Source organism: Streptomyces fagopyri, assembly GCF_009498275.1.
In the GTDB taxonomy this organism is placed as follows: Bacteria; Actinomycetota; Actinomycetes; order Streptomycetales; family Streptomycetaceae; genus Streptomyces; species Streptomyces fagopyri.
In genome coordinates, this window is sequence record NZ_CP045643.1 from 1,438,998 (window position 1) to 1,462,828 (window position 23,831).

18 protein-coding genes and 5 pseudogenes are annotated in these 23,831 nt (G+C 67.3%); 8 read left to right on the plus strand and 15 right to left on the minus strand.

All coding sequences use genetic code 11. The features are described from left to right. Positions 1 to 121: 121 nt before the first annotated feature. Both lysA and GFH48_RS06110 read right to left on the minus strand, forming a co-directional pair. Positions 122 to 1,456 (minus strand): diaminopimelate decarboxylase, encoded by a 1,335-nt coding sequence (gene lysA / locus GFH48_RS06105; protein ID WP_153287275.1) that lies wholly within the window; start codon positions 1,454 to 1,456, stop codon positions 122 to 124. Between the two features lie 13 nt (positions 1,457 to 1,469). After that, complete coding sequence (locus GFH48_RS06110; RefSeq protein WP_153287276.1) at positions 1,470 to 1,928, minus strand: SAV_915 family protein; 459 nt, start codon at positions 1,926 to 1,928, stop codon at positions 1,470 to 1,472. Between the two features lie 321 nt (positions 1,929 to 2,249). Between GFH48_RS06110 and GFH48_RS06115 the strand changes: the two genes are divergently transcribed. After that, a complete protein-coding gene (locus GFH48_RS06115; RefSeq protein WP_153287277.1) occupies positions 2,250 to 2,819 on the plus strand; it encodes a universal stress protein in 570 nt (189 codons plus the stop codon). A gap of 106 nt (positions 2,820 to 2,925) precedes the next feature. Here the strand turns inward: GFH48_RS06115 and GFH48_RS06120 are convergent, their stop codons facing one another. Further along, the gene (locus GFH48_RS06120; protein ID WP_153287278.1) at positions 2,926 to 3,873 is read right to left on the minus strand and encodes an MIP/aquaporin family protein; all 948 of its coding nucleotides are present in this window, start codon (positions 3,871 to 3,873) and stop codon (positions 2,926 to 2,928) included. A 184-nt stretch (positions 3,874 to 4,057) separates the two neighbouring features. Continuing rightward, positions 4,058 to 4,906, minus strand: coding sequence for an enoyl-CoA hydratase/isomerase family protein (locus GFH48_RS06125; RefSeq protein WP_153287279.1), 849 nt, complete (start codon positions 4,904 to 4,906; stop codon positions 4,058 to 4,060). A gap of 445 nt (positions 4,907 to 5,351) precedes the next feature. On the opposite strand from GFH48_RS06125, the gene GFH48_RS06130 reads away from it, so the two are divergent. Next, on the plus strand, positions 5,352 to 5,876 hold the full coding sequence (locus GFH48_RS06130) for a hypothetical protein (protein ID WP_153287280.1): 525 nt from the start codon (positions 5,352 to 5,354) through the stop codon (positions 5,874 to 5,876). Positions 5,877 to 6,748: 872 nt separating this feature from the next. Here GFH48_RS06130 and GFH48_RS06135 read toward each other — a convergent pair. Both GFH48_RS06135 and GFH48_RS06140 read right to left on the minus strand, forming a co-directional pair. Beyond that, positions 6,749 to 7,138: a hypothetical protein gene (locus GFH48_RS06135; protein WP_153287281.1), complete on the minus strand. Its 390-nt coding sequence runs from the start codon at positions 7,136 to 7,138 to the stop codon at positions 6,749 to 6,751. 9 nt (positions 7,139 to 7,147) lie between these two features. Beyond that, positions 7,148 to 7,435, minus strand: coding sequence for a hypothetical protein (locus GFH48_RS06140; RefSeq protein ID WP_153287282.1), 288 nt, complete (start codon positions 7,433 to 7,435; stop codon positions 7,148 to 7,150). A gap of 546 nt (positions 7,436 to 7,981) precedes the next feature. Here GFH48_RS06140 and GFH48_RS06145 point away from each other — a divergent pair. Both GFH48_RS06145 and GFH48_RS06150 read left to right on the plus strand, forming a co-directional pair. Next, complete coding sequence (locus GFH48_RS06145; protein ID WP_194280510.1) at positions 7,982 to 9,997, plus strand: ATP-binding protein; 2,016 nt, start codon at positions 7,982 to 7,984, stop codon at positions 9,995 to 9,997. A 63-nt stretch (positions 9,998 to 10,060) separates the two neighbouring features. After that, a complete protein-coding gene (locus GFH48_RS06150; RefSeq protein WP_153287284.1) occupies positions 10,061 to 10,510 on the plus strand; it encodes a hypothetical protein in 450 nt (149 codons plus the stop codon). A gap of 574 nt (positions 10,511 to 11,084) precedes the next feature. On the opposite strand, the pseudogene GFH48_RS06155 reads toward GFH48_RS06150, so the two are convergent. The 4 genes and pseudogenes from GFH48_RS06155 to GFH48_RS06175 form a co-directional block, all read right to left on the minus strand. Next, positions 11,085 to 11,754: pseudogene (locus tag GFH48_RS06155) on the minus strand (nucleotidyl transferase AbiEii/AbiGii toxin family protein). Continuing rightward, positions 11,751 to 12,203 carry a hypothetical protein gene (locus tag GFH48_RS06160; protein WP_228120398.1) on the minus strand — a complete coding sequence of 151 codons (453 nt, stop codon included), beginning with the start codon at positions 12,201 to 12,203 and terminating at the stop codon, positions 11,751 to 11,753. The pseudogene GFH48_RS06155 and the gene GFH48_RS06160 overlap by 4 nt, the downstream one beginning before the upstream one ends. A gap of 843 nt (positions 12,204 to 13,046) precedes the next feature. After that, positions 13,047 to 13,442 (minus strand): annotated as a pseudogene (locus tag GFH48_RS06165) (transposase); the annotation flags it as partial. Between the two features lie 559 nt (positions 13,443 to 14,001). After that, a protein-coding gene (locus GFH48_RS06175; protein ID WP_153287286.1) for an IS3 family transposase occupies positions 14,002 to 15,212 on the minus strand; the annotation gives its coding sequence in 2 pieces (ribosomal slippage) (positions 14,002 to 14,921 and positions 14,921 to 15,212; 1,212 coding nt in all). Positions 15,213 to 15,282: 70 nt separating this feature from the next. On the opposite strand from GFH48_RS06175, the pseudogene GFH48_RS40275 reads away from it, so the two are divergent. After that, positions 15,283 to 16,286: pseudogene (locus GFH48_RS40275) on the plus strand (IS630 family transposase); the annotation flags it as partial. A gap of 54 nt (positions 16,287 to 16,340) precedes the next feature. After that, positions 16,341 to 17,576 carry an IS110 family RNA-guided transposase gene (locus tag GFH48_RS06190; RefSeq protein ID WP_153287289.1) on the plus strand — a complete coding sequence of 412 codons (1,236 nt, stop codon included), beginning with the start codon at positions 16,341 to 16,343 and terminating at the stop codon, positions 17,574 to 17,576. A gap of 18 nt (positions 17,577 to 17,594) precedes the next feature. On the opposite strand, the pseudogene GFH48_RS06195 reads toward GFH48_RS06190, so the two are convergent. Together GFH48_RS06195 and GFH48_RS06200 are read right to left on the minus strand one after the other, a co-directional pair. Beyond that, positions 17,595 to 17,981, minus strand: a pseudogene (locus GFH48_RS06195) (helix-turn-helix domain-containing protein); the annotation flags it as partial. Positions 17,982 to 18,017: 36 nt separating this feature from the next. Beyond that, positions 18,018 to 18,422 (minus strand): hypothetical protein, encoded by a 405-nt coding sequence (locus tag GFH48_RS06200; protein WP_153287290.1) that lies wholly within the window; start codon positions 18,420 to 18,422, stop codon positions 18,018 to 18,020. Between the two features lie 825 nt (positions 18,423 to 19,247). Here GFH48_RS06200 and GFH48_RS06205 point away from each other — a divergent pair. Both GFH48_RS06205 and GFH48_RS06210 read left to right on the plus strand, forming a co-directional pair. Continuing rightward, a complete protein-coding gene (locus GFH48_RS06205; RefSeq protein WP_153292749.1) occupies positions 19,248 to 19,571 on the plus strand; it encodes a DUF4240 domain-containing protein in 324 nt (107 codons plus the stop codon). A gap of 84 nt (positions 19,572 to 19,655) precedes the next feature. Further along, positions 19,656 to 21,254, plus strand: coding sequence for an ISL3 family transposase (locus GFH48_RS06210; protein WP_153287291.1), 1,599 nt, complete (start codon positions 19,656 to 19,658; stop codon positions 21,252 to 21,254). Between the two features lie 27 nt (positions 21,255 to 21,281). Here GFH48_RS06210 and GFH48_RS06215 read toward each other — a convergent pair whose 3' ends face one another. The 3 genes and pseudogenes from GFH48_RS06215 to GFH48_RS06225 form a co-directional block, all read right to left on the minus strand. Then, positions 21,282 to 21,851, minus strand: a complete 570-nt coding sequence (locus tag GFH48_RS06215; RefSeq protein ID WP_153287292.1) for a suppressor of fused domain protein — start codon at positions 21,849 to 21,851, stop codon at positions 21,282 to 21,284. Between the two features lie 477 nt (positions 21,852 to 22,328). Continuing rightward, positions 22,329 to 22,856 carry a hypothetical protein gene (locus GFH48_RS06220; protein ID WP_153287293.1) on the minus strand — a complete coding sequence of 176 codons (528 nt, stop codon included), beginning with the start codon at positions 22,854 to 22,856 and terminating at the stop codon, positions 22,329 to 22,331. A 196-nt stretch (positions 22,857 to 23,052) separates the two neighbouring features. Continuing rightward, positions 23,053 to 23,696: pseudogene (locus GFH48_RS06225) on the minus strand (TetR/AcrR family transcriptional regulator). Between the last annotated feature and the right edge of the window lie 135 nt (positions 23,697 to 23,831).

A 23,831-nucleotide genomic window follows, 5' to 3' on the forward strand; every position in this document is an offset into this window, starting at 1 on the left:
TCGCCCGCCGCACCGCTCCCCGGGTGTGTGCCGGTGGTGGACGACGGGGTCGAGGCCAGGGGTGCCTCCGGGCGGGGCCGGGCCGTCACCCGCCCGGAGGCCGTAGGGGAGGACGCCGCCTCTACAGCCCCACGTCGCGGCTGCGGATGTCGTCCAGTGACTCGCGGCGGACGAGAAGGCGGGCGTGGCCACCGTGCACGGCGACCACCGGCGGGCGGCCGACCATGTTGTACCCGGACGCCATGGAGAGGTGGTAGGCACCCGCGACGGGGACGGCCAGCAGGTCGCCCGGGTGTACGTCGGCGGGGAGTTCGACGTCGGTGGCGAGCACGTCACCGGCCTCGCAGTGGCGGCCCACGACGGTCACCGCGGCCCGCTCCGCCGCACCGTGACGGCCGATCAGACGAGGCGCGTACCGCACGCCGTACAGCGCGGGCCGCGGGTTGTCGCTCATCCCGCCGTCGACGGCGACGAAGACGTGGTCGCCGGTCCGCTTGACGGCCAGGACGTGGTAGAGGGCGACCCCCGCCGGCCCCACGACGGCGCGGCCGGGCTCGATCATCAGACGGGGTACGGTCAGCCCGGCGGCCGCACACGCCTCGACGAGTTCGCTCCGGACCCGGCGTGCCAAGGCCGTGAGGTCCAGGGCCTGTTCACCCGGCCGGTAGGCGATGCCGTGGCCGCCGCCGAGGTCGAGCTCGGGCAGGACGAGGCCGTGCTCCTCACGCAGCCGCGCCATCAGCCCCACCATGCGCCGCACGGCCGTCAGATACGGCTCGACGCTGGTGATCTGAGAGCCCAAGTGGCAGTGCAGGCCCGTGAGTTCGAGCTGCGGTTGGTCGAGGATCCGGCTGATGGCGTGCTGGGCGTACCCGTCGGCCATGGACAGGCCGAACTTCTGGTCGTCGGTGCCGGTGCGGATCTTCTCGTGGCCGCCCGCGCTGATGGCCGGCACCACCCGCACCATGACCTTCTGGTGTCCGCCGGGCCCGACGGCGGCGGCCAGCCGGGCGATCTCGGAGGAACTGTCGATCACGATGCGCCCGACCCCCAGACGCAGCGCGGATTCCAGGTCCTGCGGGGACTTGGCGTTGCCGTGCAGCACGATCCGCTCGGGCGGGAACCCGGTGGTGACCGCGAGTTCCAGTTCACCGGCGGAGCAGACGTCGAGGCCGAGGCCCTCCTCGTCCACCCAGTGGGCCATGCCCCTGCACAGGAACGCCTTGGCCGCGTAGAGGACGTCGGCGTCGGGGAAGGCGTGCCGGTAGGTACGGCAGCGCTCCCGCACCTCGCCCTCGTCGAGTACGTAGGCGGGGGTGCCGAAGCGGTCGGCGATCTCGGCGAGCGGGACGCCGCCCACGGCCAGGTCTCCCTGACGGGGCTCGGTGGCCGAGGCGGGCCACACCGACAGGTCGCCGCCGGTGGTGCTGACAGCGGATTCGTGAACAGTGGTCATCGTGCGTTCCCTCTCAACCGATCCACAGTGCCAGAGCCGAGACGAGTGCGGCGGCGCCGGTCACCCGCAGCACCCCGACGGCCTGCGGATCCCATGTGCTCGTGCGGGTACGGGGTGCGGGCCGCTCCCGCGGGGCGGGGGCGGCGGCCCGGACGGGCTCCGTGGCGACCGGCGTGGTCCGGGTCGGAGCCGGTGCGGAGAAGGAGGGGTCCACCGTGACCGTGGTGACTCCCAGCGGCTCCGCCATCGTGCGCAGAGCGGGCTCGGCGAGCCTGATCCACGCCTGCTCGGGGCCGAGTGTCGTGGTCAGTCCGCGCTCCGAGGTGAAGCCGACGGCCGTACGCTCGCCGAGCGGCGTACGGAAGAGCCGGACGGCACACCCTGCCGACCCCGGCCGGACCGGAACGAACAGCGCTCCGGCCGGGAATCGTTCGGAGGGTTCCGGGTCTTCACCGCACGAGAGTTGTTGCATGGGATGCCTCCTGGAGGATCCGGGACGGTTCGGTGAGCGACTCGACGCCTCCGACGCGAGGAGGCCGGCGCTCACAGCAGAAGCTATTCCCGTGCCCACCGGTTCTCCGACACCTCATGACGCGACGCTGACGGTGATCGTGCCGACGCTGACGGGATGCTGACGCGGGCCACGACCGGCTGGCGGGACGGCGTCAGGAGCGCGCCAAAAAGGGGCCTGTGGGGTGCCGAAGCGCCCCTGCCCAGGAGTGCAATGGGACGCGGTCCCTCGTGGACCGCCCGCGGGAGGGACCCGTGGACGTGTGCGAAGAACGGTCGACTCATGTCTGATTCCGGCGCCCCCGCGGCCGCCCGTGTCCTGGTGGGAGTCAGCGGCTCCCTCGGCAGCCTCACCGCTCTGTGCCGGGCCGCCGACGAGGCCCGGCGGCGGGGCGCCGAGCTGTGGCCCGTGCTGGCCTGGGAGCCGCCCGGCGGTGAACTCGCCGCCCGCCGTACGCCGGCCTCGTACGTGCTGCTCGACGAGTGGCAACGGCTGGCGCGGGGGAATCTGCTCACCGCGCTCGACGACGCTTTCGGGGACACCGGTCCCGGGGTGCCGATGCGCGCCCTCGTCGCGCGTGGCACCGCGGGCCGGGCGCTGGTGGAGAGCGCCGACCGCGAGAGCGATCTGCTGGTCGTCGGCGCCGGGCGGCGAAGCGGCTGGCACCGGCTCTGTTCGTGCTCGGTGAGCCGTTACTGCCTCACCCATGCCGTCTGCCCGGTCCTCGCGGTGCCGCCGTCCCCGCTGGAGGCCGAACTGACCACCGCGCACCGGCGCAACCTGTGGCACCTGCGGCTCGACACCCGGCGTCTGGCGGAGGCGGCCGAGAAGACCGCTGCGCCCGACGCCTGACGGCCGGGCGGGCACGGTCCCCCGTGGACCGAGCCGCCACGGCCCGTACGGTCCGTACCGCCGATGGCGCGCACGGGTCCGCTTCCGCGGCTGTCCGCGCCGCCGGTCACTCCTCGTTCGTCGCCGTCACCGGACGTGTGCAACCGACCTCCGGCGGCTTGGACATCTGTGCGCGCAGGTGCAGGGCGTCGCCGATGAAGAGGTCGTAGACCAGGACTCCGATCACGCCGCCGATCAGGGGGCCGACGAGGGGAATCCAGAAGTAGTCGCTGAAGGCACCCGGCGAGGTGCCCGGCAGGGCCAGCTCGCGCCAGCCCGCGAGCCAGGCGAACAGGCGCGGGCCGAGGTCCCTGGCCGGGTTGATCGCGTAGCCGGCGTTCGCACCGTACGAAAGTCCGATGGCGGCGACCGCGAGCCCGATCACCAGCGGTCCGAGGAAGATCCGTACGGCCGGGTTGCGCATGTCGATGACCGCCATGATGAAGACGAGCATGAACGCCGCCCCGACGATCTGGTCGACGAGCGGGCCCCAGACGCCGCCGTGGAAGTACTGGGCGGGAAAGGTGCCGAAGATCGAGAAGGTGGCGAGGGTGTGCCCGTTGGTCTTCGGCCCCTTCATCGCCTGGTCCAAGGCGCTGATGGCGTCGTGGTAGACCGCGTACACCAGCGCGGCACCGGCGAACGCGCCGACGACCTGTGCGACCACGTACGGCACGACCTTGGCCCAGGGGAATTTGCGGCGCAGCGCGAAGGCGAGGGTGACGGCCGGATTGAGGTGCGCGCCGCTGACTCCGCCCGCCACGTAGACGCCGAAGGTGACGGCCAGTCCCCAGCCCGCCACCGGCATGACCCAGTCGCCGGCGCCGAGGAACATGGTCGTCGCTCCCGCAGTACGGCCCGAACCGGGAAGGGCGGCCACGGCCATGGCCGCGACGCCGCACCCGAACGAGATGAGGACGAACATCCCCAGGAACTCCGCCAGGCACTCGCCGAGCAGGCCGCCCCTGCGCCGGAGCCGGGAGGGTCGCACCAGGAGTGGAACGTGAACCGTCATCATGGCTCCCTAGGGGCCTGGGCCGGGCGGCGGGGACTTCTCGCGCCGTCGAGATGTCCACCGATGACCGGGAACCCGGCGTCGCGCGCGACGGGGCGCGGAGAGCACGTGGCCGATGTCGGCGCGCCTTGGCCTCCGACCGTTCCCGGGTGGGTCCGGCTGATCCGCCGGACCGAGGAAACGTCTATTCCCCGTCGGCGCCGGGGCGGCACTGGAACCGCGTCACCCACTGCGGGAGATCGCGTTCGAGGTCGCTCCGCTGCTGGAGGCCCGCTTCGAAGAGGTGCTTGGCGACATGCTGCTGGGCGGGGCGGTTCGTCGCGGCCCAGAAGGCGTCCATCTGGTCCTTCAACTCGCTGTCCGGTCGCTTCGTGGCGAGGTTGACGAAGTGCTTGATGTCCCTGATCGTGTGCAGGTCGAACTGGGCGACGCGCGACGCGAAGTCATCGACGAAGGCGTCGAGTTCGGCGTCGGGGAAGGCCCGGTTCATGTATCCGTACCGTTCGGCGAGCGCCCCGTCGTAGTCGAGGCCGCCGAAGAGGATCTCGAACGTCCGGCCGCGCCCGACCAACCCGGGCAGAAGAGTGGCGGGCCCACCCCCCGGAACGGCGCTCATACCGATCTCGAACTGGCCGATGACCGCCTTCTCGCGGCTCGCGAACCGGATGTCGGTGGCGAGGAGGAACTCGCTGCCCGCACCGCGTGCCCTGCCCCGGACCGAGGCGATGGTGACCACGGGCAGGGTCATGAGACGGGTGAGCACCCTCGTCCAGGGATGGATCTCCTCCGGGTGGGCCAGGGCACGCTTGGACTCGTTCTCGTCGGACAGGTCGAAGTGGGCCAGGTAGAAGTCGGGGTCGGCGCTGTCGAAGACGATGACCGCCAGCGTGTCGCTCTCCTCGGCACGCGTGAGCAGCGCGCCCAGTTCCCTGGTCATGGCCGCGTCGACGAGATTGACCGGAGGATTGTCGAAGGTCACCCGCCACAAGGCGGGCGAGTGCTCCGTGAGGGCGAACGTCGTCGGTGAGTCCATGGAGCCGACGCTAGTGAAGCAGGGCCGAACGGCAACCCGGCCCCGTCCGATCGAGTACCCCCGGCCGCCCGCACCGGCTGTCCCGGCTGTCCCGGCGGGTTCCGCCGCGGTGGCGCGCGAGGCTCCGTGCCGGTGGCGGGCCCGGCACCGTTTCGGCCCCGAGGGCTGTCCGTGACCCCCGGTGGATCGGCGCGCGGCGTCGGACGCGGTGCGTCGGACAGGTCGCGTGAGGGTGGTGGCTCCCTGGGCGGGCGAGGCCGTTCCTCCCCCTGGAGTGGGCCGAACGCCACCTCGGCGACTTCACCGGCGCCTTCAGCATGCCGGTCCTGCAGCGCACAACCTCAGCCTTCCTCGTCCGACGAGCCCTCGGAAAGACCATCGTCGACGCCGCCGAATTCCTCGGCCTCGGCATCGACGGAAAGGGCCTGGGCACCCCCATCACCAAATGGGCCCGCCGGCAGGGCACCGCGGAGGCATACGAACGAGCCGCGGACGCGATCGGCGCAGAACTCGCCTCCTCACCACTGATCGACTACCGGCACCGGCGCGCCCCTTCTCGCCAACTGAGCACTGCCACCAGACGCATGCGGCATCGCTCTTCTATGACGGTGCCGTTCTCGTCGGAGACGGGTGGCATCACGAAACTCCGGTCAGAGCACGGCAGACTCACGGTAGGACGTCAGTCCATCAGCGGAGCAAGCCGGGCACCAACGGTTTTCGCAAGGATGGCTCTGACGGTGTTTGCAGAGCTGAAGGGACAGATGACCGTCGACAATCGGCCCGGGCGACGAACCAGACCGCGGAGGGCGTGAAGTCTTGCCGGGCCATCGTGCACCTGGCTCGGAAACACGGTGTCGAGATGCCGATCACCGAGGTCGTCACCGCGGTCATCGGCGGCACGGCAACCGTGAAGGACGCGGCCGCAGCCCTAATGTCCCGGAGCCCGAAACCCGAGCTGTACGACGCCTGACGCGACTTGGACGCCCGCCCGGCGCTGTCTGTAACCCTGGGATGCCTACGCCTCCAGGTCGACGACAGTCCACACCTGGCGGCCGTCGACGGTCATCTCCGTCCCGCGAATCGCTGCCCCGAGTTCCCGCAGGCGTCTAGGACGTCATCGTCCCGCGGTTGTGCCGGACGGGCGTGGTGGCTGAAGGCCAGCAGGAGCACCTGGTCGTTCTGTTCGGCGAGATGGAGGCTGACATGCGGCCCCGTCGGCCACGACCGTGGCCACGAGATGCCGGACCAACGCCTCCAGGCCGTCCGGCCTCTTCAGCCCCCATGTGCCGAGCCGATCCGTCACCTCGGCGAACGCCTTCCCCGGCGCCCAGGGCTGCGTCTCCAGCGACCAGGAGGCGCCTTGACGGTTCCTCATCACCGGTAGGCCTCCGCGACCGGACCGCTGAGGCATCGGCAGCGCGGATGACGCCGCCAGCGTCTGCGGGGGCGGAGGTGACGGCGGCGTCTTTGGCGGGTAGTCGGGGCGCGGCTTGATGGCCCCAGGCCCGGTGTCCGGCTCCATGGGGGCCCCTTCGCGTTCCCACATAGGTGTCACCCGTCGTAGAGGTCTCGTCACCTTTGAGGGACGAGTCTCCTCACATCCGGCCCGGGCTTGGCGACAGCTGCCCGAATTCACGTCGACGTAGTCGGCCTACGGACCGTCGAGAACGGCCACCGCCTCACCGCGACATCCCGGACGGCGACGCGCCCGAACCCGCCACAGCACCAGCGACTACCGCGACTGGCGGCCGGAGGACAATGGGGACAGGTGACGCGCCGCGAGCAGCGCTACCAGGGTGCTGCCCACGGCACCGGTCAAGCACCACTGGATGGCCGTGCGCTTCAGTTGAGCGGGCCGCAACCCGAGACGGGCCGAGTACGGATAGTCGAGATCGCACAGATCTTTTCGGAGTGGCCCGGGCCGTCGTAATACCAGGCGCTCGTGTAGTGGACGTTGTTCTTGATGGTCCAGGTGGCCTTCGTGACGCCGTTGTCCACCAAATCGACTTCGCAGTACGGGGAGGTGGGGTTGGTCTCCCACCTCATCCACTCATGTCCGTCCGTTTGCACCTGAACCTCTTCAAGAATCGAGCAGCCCGGCGCCGGAACGGCGGAATAACCGATGGGTCCCAGTACTCCTCCAGCGGGTGCTGCCGAGGCAGGTCCGGCCAGCGCGATGGTCGTTGCAGCAGTTCCCGCCGCGATCAGCAGGGACAAGTTGCGGTGCATCATGGCTTCTCCCTAGTGCCGTCCGTACATGGGCGCCTGCTCCATCACCACGGAGGAGCGATGGAGTAGACCAATCCCACGATGGCACAACTCGCTCTCTTCTGCAGGGAGTTCACTGCCCGCCGTGACGCGGTTCAGCGCCCGAAGCGGGCCATCAGCGTAGGGGGCCCCGCGCTCGTCCAGGCCCAGCGCCGCGGCGGCCTGGACGAGGTTGGCGTCCCTGCGGGCGTCGCGGGCGGGCCAGTACGCGGTCTGTGCCGCGAGGACCTCCAGACGCCGCGCGGCGCGGATCGCCTCCATCCGCGGGACTTCGCCGGCTTCTCGACCTCGACCTCCAGCTGGGGCCAGCAGAGCTGTGACTCTCCCGCAGCTTGCCGCTGTTTCTGCTGGGGTCGAAGAAATAGGATGCGCTTTGTGCGTCATGGGGATGGCCATGTGCTGCCATGTACTTCCTGAGCCGGTGGAGATCCGAGTCACTCAACGCCATGCCGCGACTTTTCCTCGTCGGCGGCGAGGTGATCTTCCTTGGGCCAAGACCATGTGTGCAATCGCCCAGCGAGGGGAATCAATGGGCAAGTTGTAGTGAGCGCGCCCCACTGTCGGGCGGGTTCGCGGCCGTCCCCGTCGATGAGCCCATCATCCCGGTTCTGTGCCCTGCGAGCAAGGAAGGGGATTTTCGTGCCAGACGAGGGCAGCGGAAAACGCCACGCGGATGGGATCTCGACTGGTACTCACAACGAGGTTTCCGGAACCGTGATGGGTCCTCTTGTCCAGGCTCGTACTATCCACGGCGGGATCCATCTGCACCACTCTCCTCCAGAATGGCCAATACCTCGGCAGCTTCCCGTGGACACTCGTCATTTTGTCGGCCGCTCTGCTGATTTGACCGAACTGGGGCAGGCTCTTGATGATGTCCATCACGAATCAGGTGTGGTCGCGATCACGGCGATCAGTGGCACAGCCGGAATCGGAAAGACCGCGTTGGCCATTCACTGGGCGCACCAGATAGCCCGTCATTTCCCCGACGGGCAGCTGTACATCAATCTGAGAGGATTCGACACACGATCTCCGGTCGAGCCCGAGCAGGCACTGCACGCTTTTCTCTCCGCTCTCGGTGTCGAAGCCGGCCGGATTCCCCTTGATCTGGCCGCCCAGGCCGCCCTGTTCCGCAGCACGGTGGACGGTCGGCGCGTACTGATCGTTCTTGACAACGCACGCGATGCGCAGCATGTACGGCCGCTGTTGCCGGCCAGTCCGTCGTGCCTAGCGGTGATAACGAGCCGTAATCGAGTGGACAGTCTCGTGGTCAGAGAGGGGGTGCACCGCGTCATCCTGAATCTGATGTCTCACAACGATGCGAGAGCTCTCCTTGCGAAGCGCATAGGGCGCGAGCGGGTCGACTCCGAGCCAGCTGCGGTCGATGACGTGATCCAGCTGTGCGGCCGGCTCCCTCTCGCGCTGAGTATCGTGGCCGCCAGAGCCGCGGCCCTGTCACAGTTCCCGATCAGCTCCCTCGCCGAGGATCTACTGGATGAGCGTACGCGTCTCGACGCCCTGAACCTTCACGAGACGGACCTCAGTGTTGAGGCTGTGTTCTCGTGGTCCTCGCGCCTCCTCACGCCCCAGGGAGCTCGCTTGTTCGAGCTCCTGGGTGTGGCGCCGGGGTCGGACGTGGGAGTCCACGCATCAGCCGTTCTGGCGGACATGCCGCCCACCGCGGTGAGCACGTTGCTCACCGAGCTCACCCAGGCTCACCTCGTCGAGGAGTACTCGCCCAAGCGCTACCGTCTTCACGACTTGTTGCGGGCGTATGCCGTGAAAGTTGCCCGCTCCGACGACGAGCTGGATCTGAAGCCGGCCATGCAACGGTTGCTCGACTTCTATCTACATATCAGCCACTCCGGTGACCGGATCCTTGATCCTCTGAGGGAGTCGATAGAGATCGAGGAAGGTGACCGGCACTCAAGTTTTTCACTCGTCGACAGAAAACAAGCTCAGGACTGGTTTGCGGCCGAGCACGACAACTTGCTGTCCGCCGCACGCTATGCGGCAGAGAACGATCTGGACGAACAGGTTGTATGGCTGGCGTGGTCAGCGACAACTTTCCTTCACCGAGGCGGCCACTGGTACGACTACCGGGAGATCCAGCGCGTTGCGCTGCTGTCCGCGCTGCGAACCGGCGAAAAGAAGGCTCAGGCCATCACTCATCGCAATCTGGGCAACGCGCTGGCCCAGCTGCAGAGCTACGATGAGGCGTCTGAGAATCACCGAAAGGCGCTGGCTCTATTTGTGGAGTTGGGTGACGAGCGAGGCCAGGCTCGGGTTCATCATGCGCTCGGATATCTTTCCGAGAAGAGGGGAGATTACGCAGCCGCGCTGGAGCATGGGAAACGTGCTCTCGCCCTCTACCAAGCCTGTGACGACCGGGCAGGAGAAGCACGGTCCCTGAACGCGATGGGCTGGTACCACGCGATGCTCCAGAATTATGAAGCGACGGTTTACAACTGCGAGCAGGCACTTGTTATTTTGCGAACTCTAGACGATCCCACCTATGAGGCGCACACGCTTGACAGTCTGGGATACGCGTATCATCACACGGGAAGCTTCGAGCAGGCCATCTCTTGCTTCCGTACCGCAATAGAGTTCTATCGCGAACTCGAAGATCAGTACTACTACGCAGCCACGCTGCATCATCTCGGTGACACGCTTCAAGAATATGGGAATTCGGAAGAGGCTCGTACGGCATGGCGTGAAGCAAGACGCGTTCTGCACGACATGGGGCACTCGGAGGGGGAAGAGGTCTCCGCGAAGCTCCGTGCGAGCTTGACGGAGGACGGCCCGAGACTGTCCGGGACAGGGTGAAGAATCCGTCGCTCGTTGCTCGTTGACCGGAAGCGGAATTGTCGCGGGTACAGGAGGTTCGGGATGGACCCGGTTTCAGTGGGACTGCTGGCAGCACTGGCGGGCGGGGCCGGCGGGGAGGTCGGCAGGCAGGCATGGGCAGGGCTAAGCGCGCTGGTGCGTCGTCCGGTCCGCCGAGATGGCGGCGGCCGGATCCCGGCGGCATCCAGTTCCGGGGAGGGCGAACTGGTGCGCCTGGCCGAAAATCCGGCAGACCAGGGCCGGGCTCAGGCGCTGAGTACGGTGCTGGCGGTTCGGGCCGCGTTGGACGAGGATTTCCGGAGCGGACTTTTGGCCTGGCAGGAGCAGGCCCGCCTGGTGCGCACCGGAGACGGGACGGTGACCAACAACGTCAGCGGCGGCGCCCAGCACGGGCCCGTCGTGCAAGGTCGGGACTTCACCAATCTGACCTTCACCTCTCCGCCCGTCCGACTTGATTTGCCCGCCGCCGATGCGGCCGAGCCCGAGCAATGACCGCAACGAGCGAAACCGGTATGTGCGACGCGGCCAAGGACCGGTTCACCGGCGGGATCTGCTTCCACGTGGTCGCCCGCAGCCAGGGAGCGCTTGTGGCCGCCACGGGCGGCCTCGGGGTCGCCCATTTTGGCGCCCGCTTTCACCGTCGTACGCGGCTGGACGTCGAACGCACCGGCTCTCCGCCAGCCCACCCCCTCGCTTTCTTTCTCTCTCCCCTCCCGCACCTCCTCGGTCACCCCTGCCGCTCCGGCGGCCGAGTAGTCGGCGCCGGGACCATCCCCGCGCGAGCGGAGGTGTCCCGATGATGTGGGGGATTAACCAGGCCGTCAGGCCATCGGCTCCGCGCACGGAGATGGTCCCGACGCGCAGTTCGCGCGCTGGTCCCAGAATTCCTGCTCCCCGCGCACGCGGGGATGGTCGGGCTTCGACCGGCCGGGCCGGGTCAGCGCCCGAGAGCAGTGCTGGGGTTGGACACGATGACAGGCGGCTGGGGGTCGTCGAGAGAGCGCCTTCGTGGAGCGTCGGCGACTGACTCCACGGCCGGCGTGGCCCCGGCACGCGGGTGCTGCGTCTAATCCAGGTCCTGGTCGCGGAGTAGTCGGCGGCCGAGGTCGTCGGCCCACTCCTGGGCCCAGGCCATCAGATCGTCGATCAGTTCGGGAGTCGCGCCGTATGCCTCGAGTTCCGCGTCATCGATCCAGGCGATAGCGGTCAGCCGGGTCTGGAGAGATTCCAGGTCGAATCGCTCGCGGGCGTGGCGGCGGCCGAATTCCTCGAGGTCGGTCGTTGGCCATCGGCGTGAGGCGGCGAAAACGTCCAAAGCGTCACGGGCCACGCCCCGTTCGGCCAGTGCTCGGACCTTGGTGCCGATCACGTCTTCCTCAGCGAGCACGGGCCCGTAGGCGGAGGAGGCGGCCGGCCGGGTGAATACTTCTTTCAGGACGTCCACCTCGCACGTCTCCTGGGTTCCGGCGCGGGTGTCGGTGACGTTGAGGCGCGCGGACAGTGGGGCGATTTCGATCACCTGAGGCTGCCAGCCGCGTTCGGTGAGCCCTTCGGTGAGAGTGCGGACGATCTCGTCCATCGGGGCAGGGTTTTCGGTGGCGACGTCGAGGTCCTGGCTTGGGCGTGTGATCAGTGCGTGGGCTTGAACGGCGTAGCCGCCGGTGATCACCAGGGGTAGGGGAGCCGATGGCCAGGACGTCTGCCAGGAGGCGGGCGTGCAGGTCGGGGAGTCTCACGCTGCCGCCGGGCCCTGGCGGGTACGCGGTCGCCGGGCCGGAGGCACCTCGGCCAGCGCCCGCAGCTCCGAAAACTGTTCCTCCCACACGCTGCGAATGGTGGTCGAGACCAGGGTTCGCAGCGTGGGCCACGAGTGCAGGAGGATGCCGCGGTTCAGGAGAGCGGACAGATCGCCCCGCATGCCTTCCGCCAGGACAATGCGATACAAACTCATCCGCTGACGTTCCTTGGCAAGATCGAAGACTCGCAGCCCGGACCAGACCACGGTGGCAGGCGGCTCCACGCATCCCTCTGTCGGCCCCTGAAGATCATCCAGCGAATCCGGCAACCGCCGCCGAAACTTTTCCCGGTACAACTCCAGATCCGTGCCGCCAGAGCCCTCGAACGCACCGGCCCCGCCTGCAGGGGACGACACGGGGATCGGGTACTGCTGCGGTGCGGCTGCCATACCCCCAATTATGACGGCTACCGTCCGGTGCCGTAGGGCAACACCATCTTCTGCTCCTTGGCGCCTTCCGCTCCCGCCGAGGCGCACCGGGGTCTTCCTGCACACACGTAGCGTCGGCACCAGCTGTCGGTGCCATCAGCCTCCAGGATCCGGCATGCCAGACCCGCGCGGTCCGGTTCCAGACGCTGGCCACCACGCCCAGGCTGAGCTCATAGGCGGCATGGTCAGGAGGAGGCCGGTCGCGCAGTTGGCCCCGGTGCACCAGTGGGACCCGATGGCGACCGGCAAAGCCCGCTCAGCACGGTGTCCGGCTCCGCAGAGGCAACACCGGACCACGTTGCGGGGGTGCCCGAAGCGCCAGGGGCTGCACGCCGCCCCCGCTCCGGTCCGGCCAGCCCGCATGACCACGAAGAGCTCCGGGCCAGAGCGCCCACAGGCCCCCGCTACTCATGTCGGGACATCCCTGCGGACGTGTGGAGCGGATCCCGCTCGCGTCGGCTTCATCGTCTCCGTGGGAGCATCCTCGCGGTCGCAGGAGCAGCCCCGCGGGGGGCACCGGGGAGTCGTGTGCGCCGGTGAACTGCTCCCCGCGCATGCAGGGATGGCCCCGCCTCGTCGATGATGTTCGTGGTGCCGGTGAACTGCTCTCCGCGCGTGCGGGGATGGCCCCGACGCGCCGCCGGTGATCAGGTGGGCTCGGCCGCTCCCCGTGCATGCGGGGATGGCCCCTACCAGTCTTCGCTGCCGGCACCGTCGCGGTACGTGTCTGCGCGGAGAAGGGGCTGTCCCGTAAATGTTCTCTGAGTGGCTTCGGGCATGGGGGGCTGCTGTGCGGCGGGTGGTCTATCCGGCGAGGGCGACGTTGTGCATTCGTGCGATGCCGAGCATGGCGTGGTGGACGCCGTCGCCTTTGAGGCGGCAGTCGCGGAGGATCTTCCAGGTTTTCATGCGGGCGAAGACGTGCTCGACGCGGGCGCGGACTTGCTTGTGGGACTTGTTGTGGGCCTGCTTCTAGCCGGGCAGTTCCTTGCCCTTGCGTCGTCGGTGGGGCATCACGAGCCCGGTGCCCGGATAGCCGCCGTCGGCGATGGTCATGGTCGTGCCGACGGCGGCCTTCGCGCCGGACTCCTCCCATGCCTTGCAGTCGTTGCGGTTGCCGGGCAGGGGGCGGCCAACCACCACGACGAGGCGGGTGTCGGCGTCGATGACGACCTGGTGGTTTGTCGAGTACCGGTAGTTCTAATAGCTCATCGGTGAGCCCGAGCACGGCAGTGCAAGGGCCCCGGTGCGAGGTGGAAGTCTGCCGCCGTTCTGAGGCTTTGATCCCTGTGTTCAGACCGGCTCTGCCTCGCTCAGGCCCTGCCGGGCGGAGACCTTCGGTAGTTCCGGGACCTTGATCTCTCGTCAAAGACCGGTCCTGCCCGGCAGGAGCTCGGATCCAGGTTTCATGTCCTCAGCCCGCCGACAGGGGCCACCTCTCAGCAGTTCGCGAGCCATGAGCTCTCCAGCAGACCGAGGTCCCTGTCGGTCGCTGGAGACACGAACGGCTCATGAGATGGCGTGCCTTGAGCACTTCTATTACTGACCTTGAAGTCGTCTTGTCGTAGGGGCTGACGGTTGGTGATCGTCGCGGTAGGCCGGAGGTATGAGGTATGAGGTATGAGGTATGAGGTATGAGGTATGAGGTATGAGGTATCCGCAGGGTGGGGGTCTGACCGCGGAGAGGCAAGCGTTCCGCGAGCGGGTCCGGATGGAAGCGGTCGCGATGTTGGGCCTTGACCCCGGATTTTGAACACGTCTATGCGGCTTGGGCCAGGGTAGTTGCTGTTGGTTGGAAGTCGTCCTCGTAGGCGATCGGGGACCGCTGGCCGAGGCGGGAGTGCCGGCGGCGGGTGTTGTATCGGGTCAGCCAGCGGAAGGCGTCGAGCCGGGCCTGGCGCTTGTCCGGCCAGCCTTTGCGGCCCTTGAGTGTCGCTCTCTTGAAGGCGGCGTTGAAGCTCTCGGCAGCGGCATTGTCCGCGCTGGACCCGACCGCTCCCATGCTTCGCCGGACCCCAGCTGACCTGCACATTTCAGCGAAGGCTCTACTCGCATATTGCGAGCCGTGGTCCGTGTGCATGATCGCCCCCTCGAGACTGCCGCGAGTCTGCTCAGCGGCCGCCAGGGCGTCGATAACGAGCTCGGCTCGCATGTGATCGGCAATCGCCCACCCGGCCAGGCGGCGTGAGGCGAGATCGATGACGGTGGCCAGGTAGAGCGGCTTCGCGCCGTTGACCGGCAGATACGTGATGTCACCGACGTACTTCGTGTTCACCGCGGCAGCGGTGAAGTCACGTTGGATCAGGTCCGGTGCCTTCGCCGTGGCCGGGTCGGCGAGCGTGGTGCGGTGTCGGCGGCGCAGGCGGACCCCCTCGATCCCGATGGTCCGCATGATTCTCGCGACGCGCTTGTGGTTGACCATAGGGCCGCCTTCGTCGCGGAGTTCGGCGGTGATTCTGGGGGCTCCGTAGGTGCCGTCGGAGTCCTGGTGGATCTTGTCTATCCGGGCGGCGAGCTCGGCCTCGGCGGCTTGCCGGGCCGCCCTGGCGGCCACGGTGCGGCGCCAGTAGTAGAAGCTGGAGCGGGCCAGGCCGAGGATGTCGCAGAGCCGCTTCACGCCGTGACGGCGCTGGTGATCCTCAACGAACTGGCAGCGGTTCACCAGCGCGTCTCCGTCGCGAAATACCGGGCCGCCTTGCGAAGGATGTCGCGCTCTTCCTCCAGCTCACGGATCCTCTTGCGGGCAGCGGCCAGCTCCGCCTCGACGGCGTCACCACCAGCCGGGACGAAGGCTGTCTGCGAGGAATGGGCTCCGGAACGACGTCCGTCGGCGGCCCGGATCCAGTTCCGCAGCGTCTCGGTGTTCACCCCGAGATCACCGGCCACAGACTTGATCGTCGCTCCCGGCTTCGACCTGTACAACGTGACCGCGTCCGCCTTGAACTCGGCGGGGTAGTGCTTCATCCCCACAGGGACTCCGTTCTCCTGGACCATCAAGATCCAAGTGTCTCCGGTGTCCAAAATCCGGGGTTAGGGCCCGTTCGCCGACGGGCGGGGCAGTACGGAGATCGCGAAGGAGTTACGGGTCAGCGTTCGGTCGGTTCAGCGGTGGAGGCATTCCTGGCGGGAGGCCGGCCGGGAGGCGCTCCGTTCCCGCGGTCCGGTGTCCCGCCCGAAGCTGAATGACCGGCTCTTCGCGATGCTCGAGGAGGAGTTGGTCAAGGGCCCGGTCGCGCACGGCTGGCCGGACCAGCGATGGACGCTCGATCGGATCAAGACGCTGATCGGCCGACGGTTCCACAAGTCCATGACGTTGTCCGGGGTCTCCCAGATGCTGCGGCGGCATGGCTGGAGCCATCAGGTTCCGGGCCGTCGTGCGGTCGAGCGCGACGAGGCAGCCGTTGCCGGCTGGGTGAAGGATGCGTGGCCGCATCTGGAACCACCGCGGCGGCGCTCGGTGCCTGGATCGTCTTCGAAGACGAGGCCGGATTCTCGATGACGCCGCCGACCTCACGCACGTGGGGCAGACACGGATCCACCCCGGTTATCCGGGTGAGGGGCCGTTCCCAGCGTCGTTTCTCCGTGGCAGCCCTGTGTTGCTACCGGCCCGGCGAACGCTCCCGCCTGATCTACCGGCCCAAACGGCATACCGACCATAAGAGCGGCGGCCGCAAGAGCTTCGCCTGGACCGAGTACCGCGACCTCCTCATCGCCGCCCACCAGCAGCTCGACGGACCCATCGTCCTCATATGGGACAACCTCAACGTCCACAAAGACCGCCGCATGAGGGCCTTCATCGACGCACAGGACTGGATCACCGCCTACCACCTGCCGCCTTACGCACCCGACCTCAACCCCGTCGAAGGCATCTGGTCAGTACTCCGCCGGACCACCCAGGCCAACACTGCCTTCACCGACCCCGACGACCTCATCCGCCGGCTACGGCACGGCCTCCGCCAAATCCAATACCGCAGCCACATCATCGACGGATGCCTCACCGGGACCGGTCTCACACGGACGACATCACGCCTGCAATCTCAGTAGAGCGCCGCGTGCTCCGCACAGGTCCAACCTGCAGATTCATACGGAGGCACGGGGTTGAACAAGATCTTCTGCGGCATTGACTGGGCGGAAGGGCATCACGACATAGCCCTGGTTGACCAGGACGGAACCCAAGTTGCAAAGCTACGGATCAGCGACGATAGCTCCGGCTTCCACGCATTGATGGAACTTCTGGCTCAGCACCGTGACAGCGCAGCAGAACCGATCCCGGTCGCCATCGAGACGCCCCGCGGGCTTCTCGTCGCCGCCTTGCGGGCCACCGGCCGCCAGATCTACGCAATCAATCCATTGGCCGCAGCCCGATATCGCGACCGCGCCAGCGTCTCCCGAGCCAAGTCCGACGCAGCGGACGCCCGGGTTCTGGCCAACATCCTCCGGACTGACCGGCATGCTCACCGGCCTCTGCCCGACGACAGCGAAGCGGGGCAGTCCGTCGCCGTCCTGGCCCGCGCTCACCAGGACGCCATCTGGGACCGGCAACAGATGATCAACCGGCTTCGATCACACCTTCGCGAGTACTATCCAGCCGCCCTCACTGCCTTTCACGGCGCTGGAAAACCCGGACTCGACTCGCCGCGCGCCCGCGTGATCTTGACTGCCGCACCCACGCCGGCCGACGCCGCCAAGCTCACCCGTAGCCAGCTGCGCGCGTTGCTCAAGCGCGGTGAGCGTCCACGTTGTGGGATCGAAGCCGAGGTCGAGCGACTTCGGGCAAACTTCCGCGCGGACTCCCTGCGGCAGCTGCCGCAGGTCGAACAGGCTCTGGGACAGCAGGCAGTGGCACTCATCCGGCAGGTCGACGCCGCCTGCGTCAGCGTGGCCCAGTTGGCGGTGGCGACGGAAGAGGCATTCCTCGCGCACCCGGATGCCGAGATCATCACCAGTTTCCCAGGGCTCTCGGTGCTCTCTGGAGCACGCGTTCTCGCCGAGATTGGAGACGACCGCGAACGCTTCGCGGATGCCAGAGCCATGAAGGCATACGCCGGTGCGGCTCCTGTCACACGGGCTTCCGGCCGCAGCCACGTGGTTGTGGCCCGGACCGTCAAGAACCAGCGACTGGCATCAACCGGGCACATGTGGGCCTTCGCAGCCCTGCGCACGCAGGCTCCACGTGCCCACTATGACCGACGGCGTGCTGGTGGAGAACGGCATACCGCGGCTCTCAGGAACCTGTTCAACAAGCTGCTCGGCTGCCTCTTCCACTGCCTACAGCACCGCACGCTGTTCGACCCCGACCGTGCCTTCGTACCACCCACCGATCTTGCTGCCTAAGCGCCTACTTGACCCGCCAGAGACATGAGATGTCTTGGACCGCTCGGCGACGGTGTGATCGCGAGTGGGTACCAGGGTGCCGTCCACGATCAGCACGGTGTCCTTCGCGAACCGCTTGCGGGGCTGGAGAGCGAGCATCGGCCCGAGGTGATCGATGATTCGGTCCGCCGCCGACTTGGAAACCCCGAACAGCGGGGCCAGTTGGCGCATGGTCAGGTTTGTCCGCCAGTAGGCCGCAACCAGCAGTGCCCGGTCCTCCAGCGGCAGGCTCCACGGCCGGCCCTTGCGGACCGCGTCCGCACCCTCGCGCCGCAGAACCGTCACCAGCTTGCCGAGCTGCCGCGGGCTCAGCCCGGTGAACGGGGCTATCCAGGACGGCTCCGACGCCGTGATCACACCAGCCACATCAAGATCATCTCACCCGTGATCCAGAGGGGTGACTCAGATGCGGACGCTCAGCCGCATGTTCAGCAGGTGGCGTAGGCGAGCAGAGGCACCACGAAGGGTTCCGAGCCTCCTCACCTCGAGTTCCAGCCGTTCGGCGAGAGCGAGTACGGCGGCGTAGGGGCGTTCGCCCTCCTCGAGCTTCGCTGCAACGGCTTCGAGGACAGCTCGAAGAACGACGGGGTTCGCGCCGGGGTGCTCTGCCAGCAGGAGAAGAAGCTTGTTGTCGTTCCAGACGCTGTCTCGGGACGTGCTCAGTTCTTGGAGGGCTTCGGGCGGGGTGTGGGGATTGGCCGCCAGCGCTTGCCAGACGAAAGGGTACGGACGTTGCGCGAGCTGCTGCAGGACAAAGCTGTCCTTCTCGGCATGCGCCAGTGCGAGGTAGTCGGCAGGCGTGGGCACGAGGATGGCCTCTCAAGATGGTCGAAGCCGTCATCCTGCCACTGCACCTTCGCTGCCGCGGACTCCGGGCTGCCGGTCATGCCCTACCTGGCTCGCCCATCAGTTACGGGACAAGTCTTAGCTTCAGATTTTCACCGCACAACCAGCCAAGAAAAGCAGCCGGTTACCAAATCCGGCGCGAAACCGCATCCGCAGCGTGGCCAGACAGGTGGCATTGAGGACGGTGCAGGACTCGGGATTGACACACCCGTGCGTACGCATTCGGGACGCTCTGGACGTCGTCACTATTACTGTGACCGTCGAGAGCCACGAGGAAAGTACCTCCGCCTTCGGGAGCCGGTCCGCCACAGAGCACGTGATCTAAATCCTCTCGGCCTAAAGGCGCGGCGACGCTCTGCCTGCGCCTTTACGCAAAGAGGGGCGCTGGCAGATGGAGCGGGAGTGGCACGACCTCGAGAACCCGCCCGACGCACCCTCCTCGTGACACCCGGGAAAGGCGAAGAGCAGCCTCGTGGGGGGGACCATCCTCGCGGGTGCGGGGAGCAGTCGAGCTCCGCATAGGGCGTTTTCTGGGGTCCGGGACCATCCTCGCGCGTACGGGGATGGTCCCGACGCAGAGTTCTACTGGCTGCCCGAGGGTGTCTACTCCCGCGCACGCGGGGATGGTCCTGCGACAACCGCTTTGGGAGTTCGATCCGCACCCGCCTCGGGGACCGCCGACGGCTGGTCCGGCAGTCGTTCGGGGGTGCTGCCGTATGCCGCCGTCTGACTGCGTTGATGTCAGCCCTGGATGTCAGACGGCTCTGGCATCCTGCGCCAGTGACAATGACATGGGCCGCCTTCTGGACACTGATAGCCACCCTGAAAGGCGAAGCCACGGAGGCGAGCTGCCTGCGCCTGGCCGAGGAGTTGAGCCGCCGTTCCGTCTCCGACACCGTCGGCTTCGCGGAACGTCATGCCGAGGCTCTCCACCGCATGGACCAAGAGAAGTTCGGGACGCTTCCGGTCGCCGACATGACGGACCGGAACGGCGAGCCCTTCCCGCAGTCTGCCGACGGTTTCCTGTACGCCCGTTGCGCTGTCGTCGCCGCGGTGGCTTTGTTCACGAGAACGGGTTCTGGCTCAGCTTCTGTGACGCGGCCACTATGAGTGAGATCCGAGCTCCTTCGAGCCGTACGTGAAGTCGCCCGAAAATGATCCGTGGGCAAGGCGGTCGGGCTGAAGTTCGGGGCCGTGGAAGACGTTGCGCTCCGGCTGAAGGAGTTGCTGTTCCCGTCGATCGCGGACGTCGCGGTGCTGTCGGTGGACGCCAACATCGAGATAGTGCGCGTTGATGCGCAATGCATCGCGGACGGCGCCGTGTGCCCAGTCTGTCGGGTCTGGTCGAACCGGATTCATGGTTCCTACCTGCGGTTTCCCGCTGATGTGCCGAGCGGTGGCCGAAGCGTTGTTCTCCAGTTGAGGGTCCGTCGGTTCGCCTGCGGGAACCCGGGATGCACTCGCCGTGCTTTCGTCGAGCAGATACCCGGCCTGACACGCCGGCACGGTCAGCGGACCGAGAGGCTGCGCTCCACCCTGGCCGCGGTCGGTCTGGCCCTCGCGGGCCGGGCTGGGGCCCGCATCGCCCGCGTTCTCGGGGTGTCCGTCAGCCGCAGTACCGTGCTCCGGCTGGTCGACGCTCTACCCGATCCCGAGGTGGCCGCACCGCGTGTGGTCGGTGTCGACGAGTACGCCACCCGCAAGGGCCGCCACTACGGCACCGTCCTCGTCGACATCGAAACCCGCCGTCCCATCGACCTGCTGCCGGACCGGGAGGCGTCCAGCCTGGCGGCCTGGCTCGCCGACCGGCCGGGTATCGAAGTCGTCTGCCGCGACCGTGCACCGTTCTTCGCCGAAGGCGCCTCCACCGGCGCCCCGCAGGCCATCCAGGTCGCAGACCGGTGGCACCTGTGGCACAACCTGAGCGAAGCCGCCGAACGGGCCGTCGCCCAGCACCGCAGCTGCCTCCGCGCCCTTGTCCCGGCCGCCCACGGACCCGAGCCGGAGCCCGCCCCGGAAGAGGAACCGCCCGGTTCACCCTGGCCGACCGGGCATCGGTTCGCTGACCGCACCCGGGCCCGGCACGCTGCCGTCCACGCGCTGCTGGAGGCCGGGCACAGCCGTCGCTCGATCCAGCGTCAGCTCGGCATGACCTGGCGGACCGTCAAGCAGCTCGCCGACGCTGCGGTCCCGGAGGAACTGTTCACCGACCAGTGGCAGAACCGGCCCTCGGTCCTCGATGACTACAAGCCCTATCTGGACGACCGGTGGAACGAGGGTTTCACCAACGCCTGGAAGCTGTGGGAGGAGATCGTGCCGCTCGGCTACAAGGGCAGCTACCAGCGCGTCCGTGCCTACCTGCACAAGAATCGGACCTCGCCGCGGCTGGTGACCGCCCGGCCACCGTCGCCCCGGACCGTCTCCGGGTGGATCCTGAGCCGCCCGGAAACCCTCACCGAGCCCGAACAGCTCCAGCTCAAGACTCTCCGCACGCACTGTCCCGAGCTCGACGCCCTCACCCGGCATGTCCGCTCCTTCGCGGTCATGCTCACGCAGCGCCAAGGTGAACACCTGCCAGCCTGGCTCGACGCTGTCCGGCAGGACGACCTGCCCAGCCTCCACACCCTCGCCGGCGGCATCGACCGCGATCTCGACGCCGTCACCGCGGGATTGACGCTGCCCTGGAGCTCGGGCGCGGTCGAAGGGCATGCCAACCGGATCAAGATGCTCAAGCGCCAGATGTTCGGCCGAGCCGGCTTCGCGCTCTTGCGCAAGCGAGTCCTGCTCGCCTGATGCTGTCCACCAGCTGCCCTCCCCAGATCAGATCGCGGGGCGCCGGAGCACGTTGGTGGGCTCCCAGTCGCTCTTCCAGAAGGTTTCAAGCCCCTGCTCGTTGATGAACTGCCGCTCGACCTCGTGGATGGGGTACATCCCTTGGATGTTGATCACGTCGTGGCCCTCGTGTCCCGAAATGCCGACGTCGATGCCCAGGTAGTCGTCTCTGTCGAGGACCAGCGGCGCGAACACGCAGAATGCCGTCATCTCTGACTCGGGCACGATGCGCTCACCGAAGTTGATCGTGCTGCCGTAACTGAATGGGCAGGTTCCACGGAGCTGCTCGGCGAGGAAACCCACCGCATGAGCCCAGATCACGTTGGTCGAGTTCACACTGAGGCAGAGTTCCGGCGAGCCGTGCCGCCAGTCCGGGTGTTCTGCCAGCGACAAGCCATAGGTGAGCGCCGTGAGAAGCCCGTCCGGCAGGTTGTCGTAGACGATCTCCGTCACGCCCCGCAGCCCCTGCTTGGTCGAGTCGACAGGGAAGAAGCGGGGCTCCCTTCCTCCGGAAAGTCGATCAAGATGGGCGAGGTACTTCTCAACGCGGCTGGCCATGTGTCCAGCCTGCACGATCGCTCACCGGTGCACGCCACCGGGGCCGTCACCAGTAACGCTCCGCAACAGGTCCACAGAAGCTGAGCCAGAACCCGTTCTCGTGAACAGAGCCACGTGAGCGGGATCGCCTACGGCGACGCCCACGATGACCCCGAGCCGGTCGAACGCGACCTGCGGACCCGGGCATGCCTGCACGCCCAACACCGTGCCGCCCTCCCACCGATAGGCTGCCACCGGTCCGCGCGGCAACCCCCACTGACGCCAAAGCCATCACCCGCATGCGCTCCACACACGTCCTGTCCGCACCGTTTACCGACGACTGGCTCAAGCGGTGAACGGACAACCTGGCGCCACGGCTCACTCCGAAGGCAGACGCCCAGGCACGCCGCTTTGTGCGGAACCAGTGCGCTGACGTTACCGTCAAGACGCAAGAAGCCCCGCCAGAAGTCGTACTGGCGAGGCCTCTTGGTTAGCTACTCACGGAAGCAAAGGAACTACTTCCTCCCACGCTTTCAATCGCCCATCGACCTCTTCTCTGGACGCCACTCTCGCGAGACTCAGAGCGGGCGAAACGAGATTCTTGACAGTCCGCAGAAGTCGAATCTGGACAATGCCGAGAGCACGCCAATGGATAGCCCGCTCCCGAGCCTCTTCTACGGACATCTGGAGCTCTTGAAATAGGAGGTCGATTAAATGGTTCGGATTCAGGATGTCAACCACAGAATTCGACGGAATCCGCTGCAACAAGGCTGCAGAGAGATTTAGGCGGCGAATTATGCTCTCGGTCTCATCAATGGAGCCCGAGGCCACCGCGGCTTCGAGAGCGTAGGTGAGCGCCAACGAACAGGTAGCCCAGGACTCCGCGGACAGGGAGCCGCACTCGTCAGTCAGGCGCATCATCATCAGCTCAACGACGCCAAGCCACTGACCACGCCCAAGCTCAGAGATGGTCGGAGTGTGTGCAGCCAGGAGTTCAGAAAGCGATCGCAGGTCGAGCGATGCCAACTCATCCAATCTATCCATCAGAAGTGAACTCCCGCCGCAGCAAATGCGTCCCTACCAATTTGCAGACTCTCACTCGACGGTTGGAAGTGACCGCTATGGTTATTGATATCCAACCCAAAGAAGCCGACTCCCGACATCAGAGAATCAAACGCTCACTTACGGGCGATCAGGTCCGCCGGCAGCAGGGTTGTCGGATTCACAGTGTCGTGGGTGAGCGCGCGTGCCGCAGGCGTGGTGCCGACGGCAGGGGGTGGGCGCACCTGTGTCCGGTGCGGCGCGGAACGCCTCGATCACGTAGGCGGCGAACCGGCGGGAGGCCGTGAGCCGGACCGGGAGAGGCGCGTGCTGGAGGCCCTGGTGGGCCGTGAGCATGAGGACCAGGTCGTCGACGACGAAGCCGGGGCGGAGCTCGCCGGCCTCCTGGGCACGGCGGGCCAGTTCGGCGACCGCGCGCAGGGTCCGCTCCCGGTCGGCGGCGAAGTCCATGGCCTCGGGGAAGGCCGTCATGAAAGCGTCGGCGAATCCCCTGCTGCGCGCGTGCAGTTCACAGATCCGCTGGATCAGGTTCTGGAATCCGTGCCACGGGTCCGCATCCGTGAGAGCGTCGCGGACGGCGGCGTGACAGGCGCGGCGCTGCTCGGTGAAGGTCTGCGCGATCAGTGCCTGCTTGGTCGGGAAATGCCGGTACAGCGTGGCGGGGGCGAGGTCTGCGTGCCGGGCGATGTCGCGCATGGGTGCGCTCAGGCCCGCCTCGCCGAACACCGCGCGGGCGGCGTCCAGGATATGGGCCCGGTTGTCGCGGGCATCCGAGCGCACGGTCTGAGGCAACTGGCCAGTCATCGTCTCTCACTTCAGCCAGACGGACGGAGGCGCCCGTTACGGTCCGATGGCGGTGCCGCCGCCCCGCCCGGGCAATCCGCCGGTGACCCCGACGGTGGGGCCGATTCGACACCCACGGTCGCAGCAGTTGTGTCC

What these genes read in the sequence shown, in the direction of transcription:
- GFH48_RS06130 (WP_153287280.1), top strand. Translation starts at nt 5,352, where the DNA reads ATGGGCCCGCCGGCAGGGCACCGCGGAGGCATACGAACGAGCCGCGGA.
- GFH48_RS06160 (WP_228120398.1), bottom strand. Translation starts at nt 12,203, where the DNA reads ATGGCAGCCGCACCGCAGCAGTACCCGATCCCCGTGTCGTCCCCTGCA.
- GFH48_RS06215 (WP_153287292.1), bottom strand. Translation starts at nt 21,851, where the DNA reads ATGGCCAGCCGCGTTGAGAAGTACCTCGCCCATCTTGATCGACTTTCC.
- GFH48_RS06140 (WP_153287282.1), bottom strand. Translation starts at nt 7,435, where the DNA reads ATGGAGGCGATCCGCGCCGCGCGGCGTCTGGAGGTCCTCGCGGCACAG.
- GFH48_RS06205 (WP_153292749.1), top strand. Translation starts at nt 19,248, where the DNA reads ATGACATGGGCCGCCTTCTGGACACTGATAGCCACCCTGAAAGGCGAA.
- GFH48_RS06110 (WP_153287276.1), bottom strand. Translation starts at nt 1,928, where the DNA reads ATGCAACAACTCTCGTGCGGTGAAGACCCGGAACCCTCCGAACGATTC.
- GFH48_RS06150 (WP_153287284.1), top strand. Translation starts at nt 10,061, where the DNA reads ATGGACCCGGTTTCAGTGGGACTGCTGGCAGCACTGGCGGGCGGGGCC.
- GFH48_RS06135 (WP_153287281.1), bottom strand. Translation starts at nt 7,138, where the DNA reads ATGATGCACCGCAACTTGTCCCTGCTGATCGCGGCGGGAACTGCTGCA.
- lysA (WP_153287275.1), bottom strand. Translation starts at nt 1,456, where the DNA reads ATGACCACTGTTCACGAATCCGCTGTCAGCACCACCGGCGGCGACCTG.
- GFH48_RS06115 (WP_153287277.1), top strand. Translation starts at nt 2,250, where the DNA reads ATGTCTGATTCCGGCGCCCCCGCGGCCGCCCGTGTCCTGGTGGGAGTC.
- GFH48_RS06120 (WP_153287278.1), bottom strand. Translation starts at nt 3,873, where the DNA reads ATGACGGTTCACGTTCCACTCCTGGTGCGACCCTCCCGGCTCCGGCGC.
- GFH48_RS06125 (WP_153287279.1), bottom strand. Translation starts at nt 4,906, where the DNA reads ATGGACTCACCGACGACGTTCGCCCTCACGGAGCACTCGCCCGCCTTG.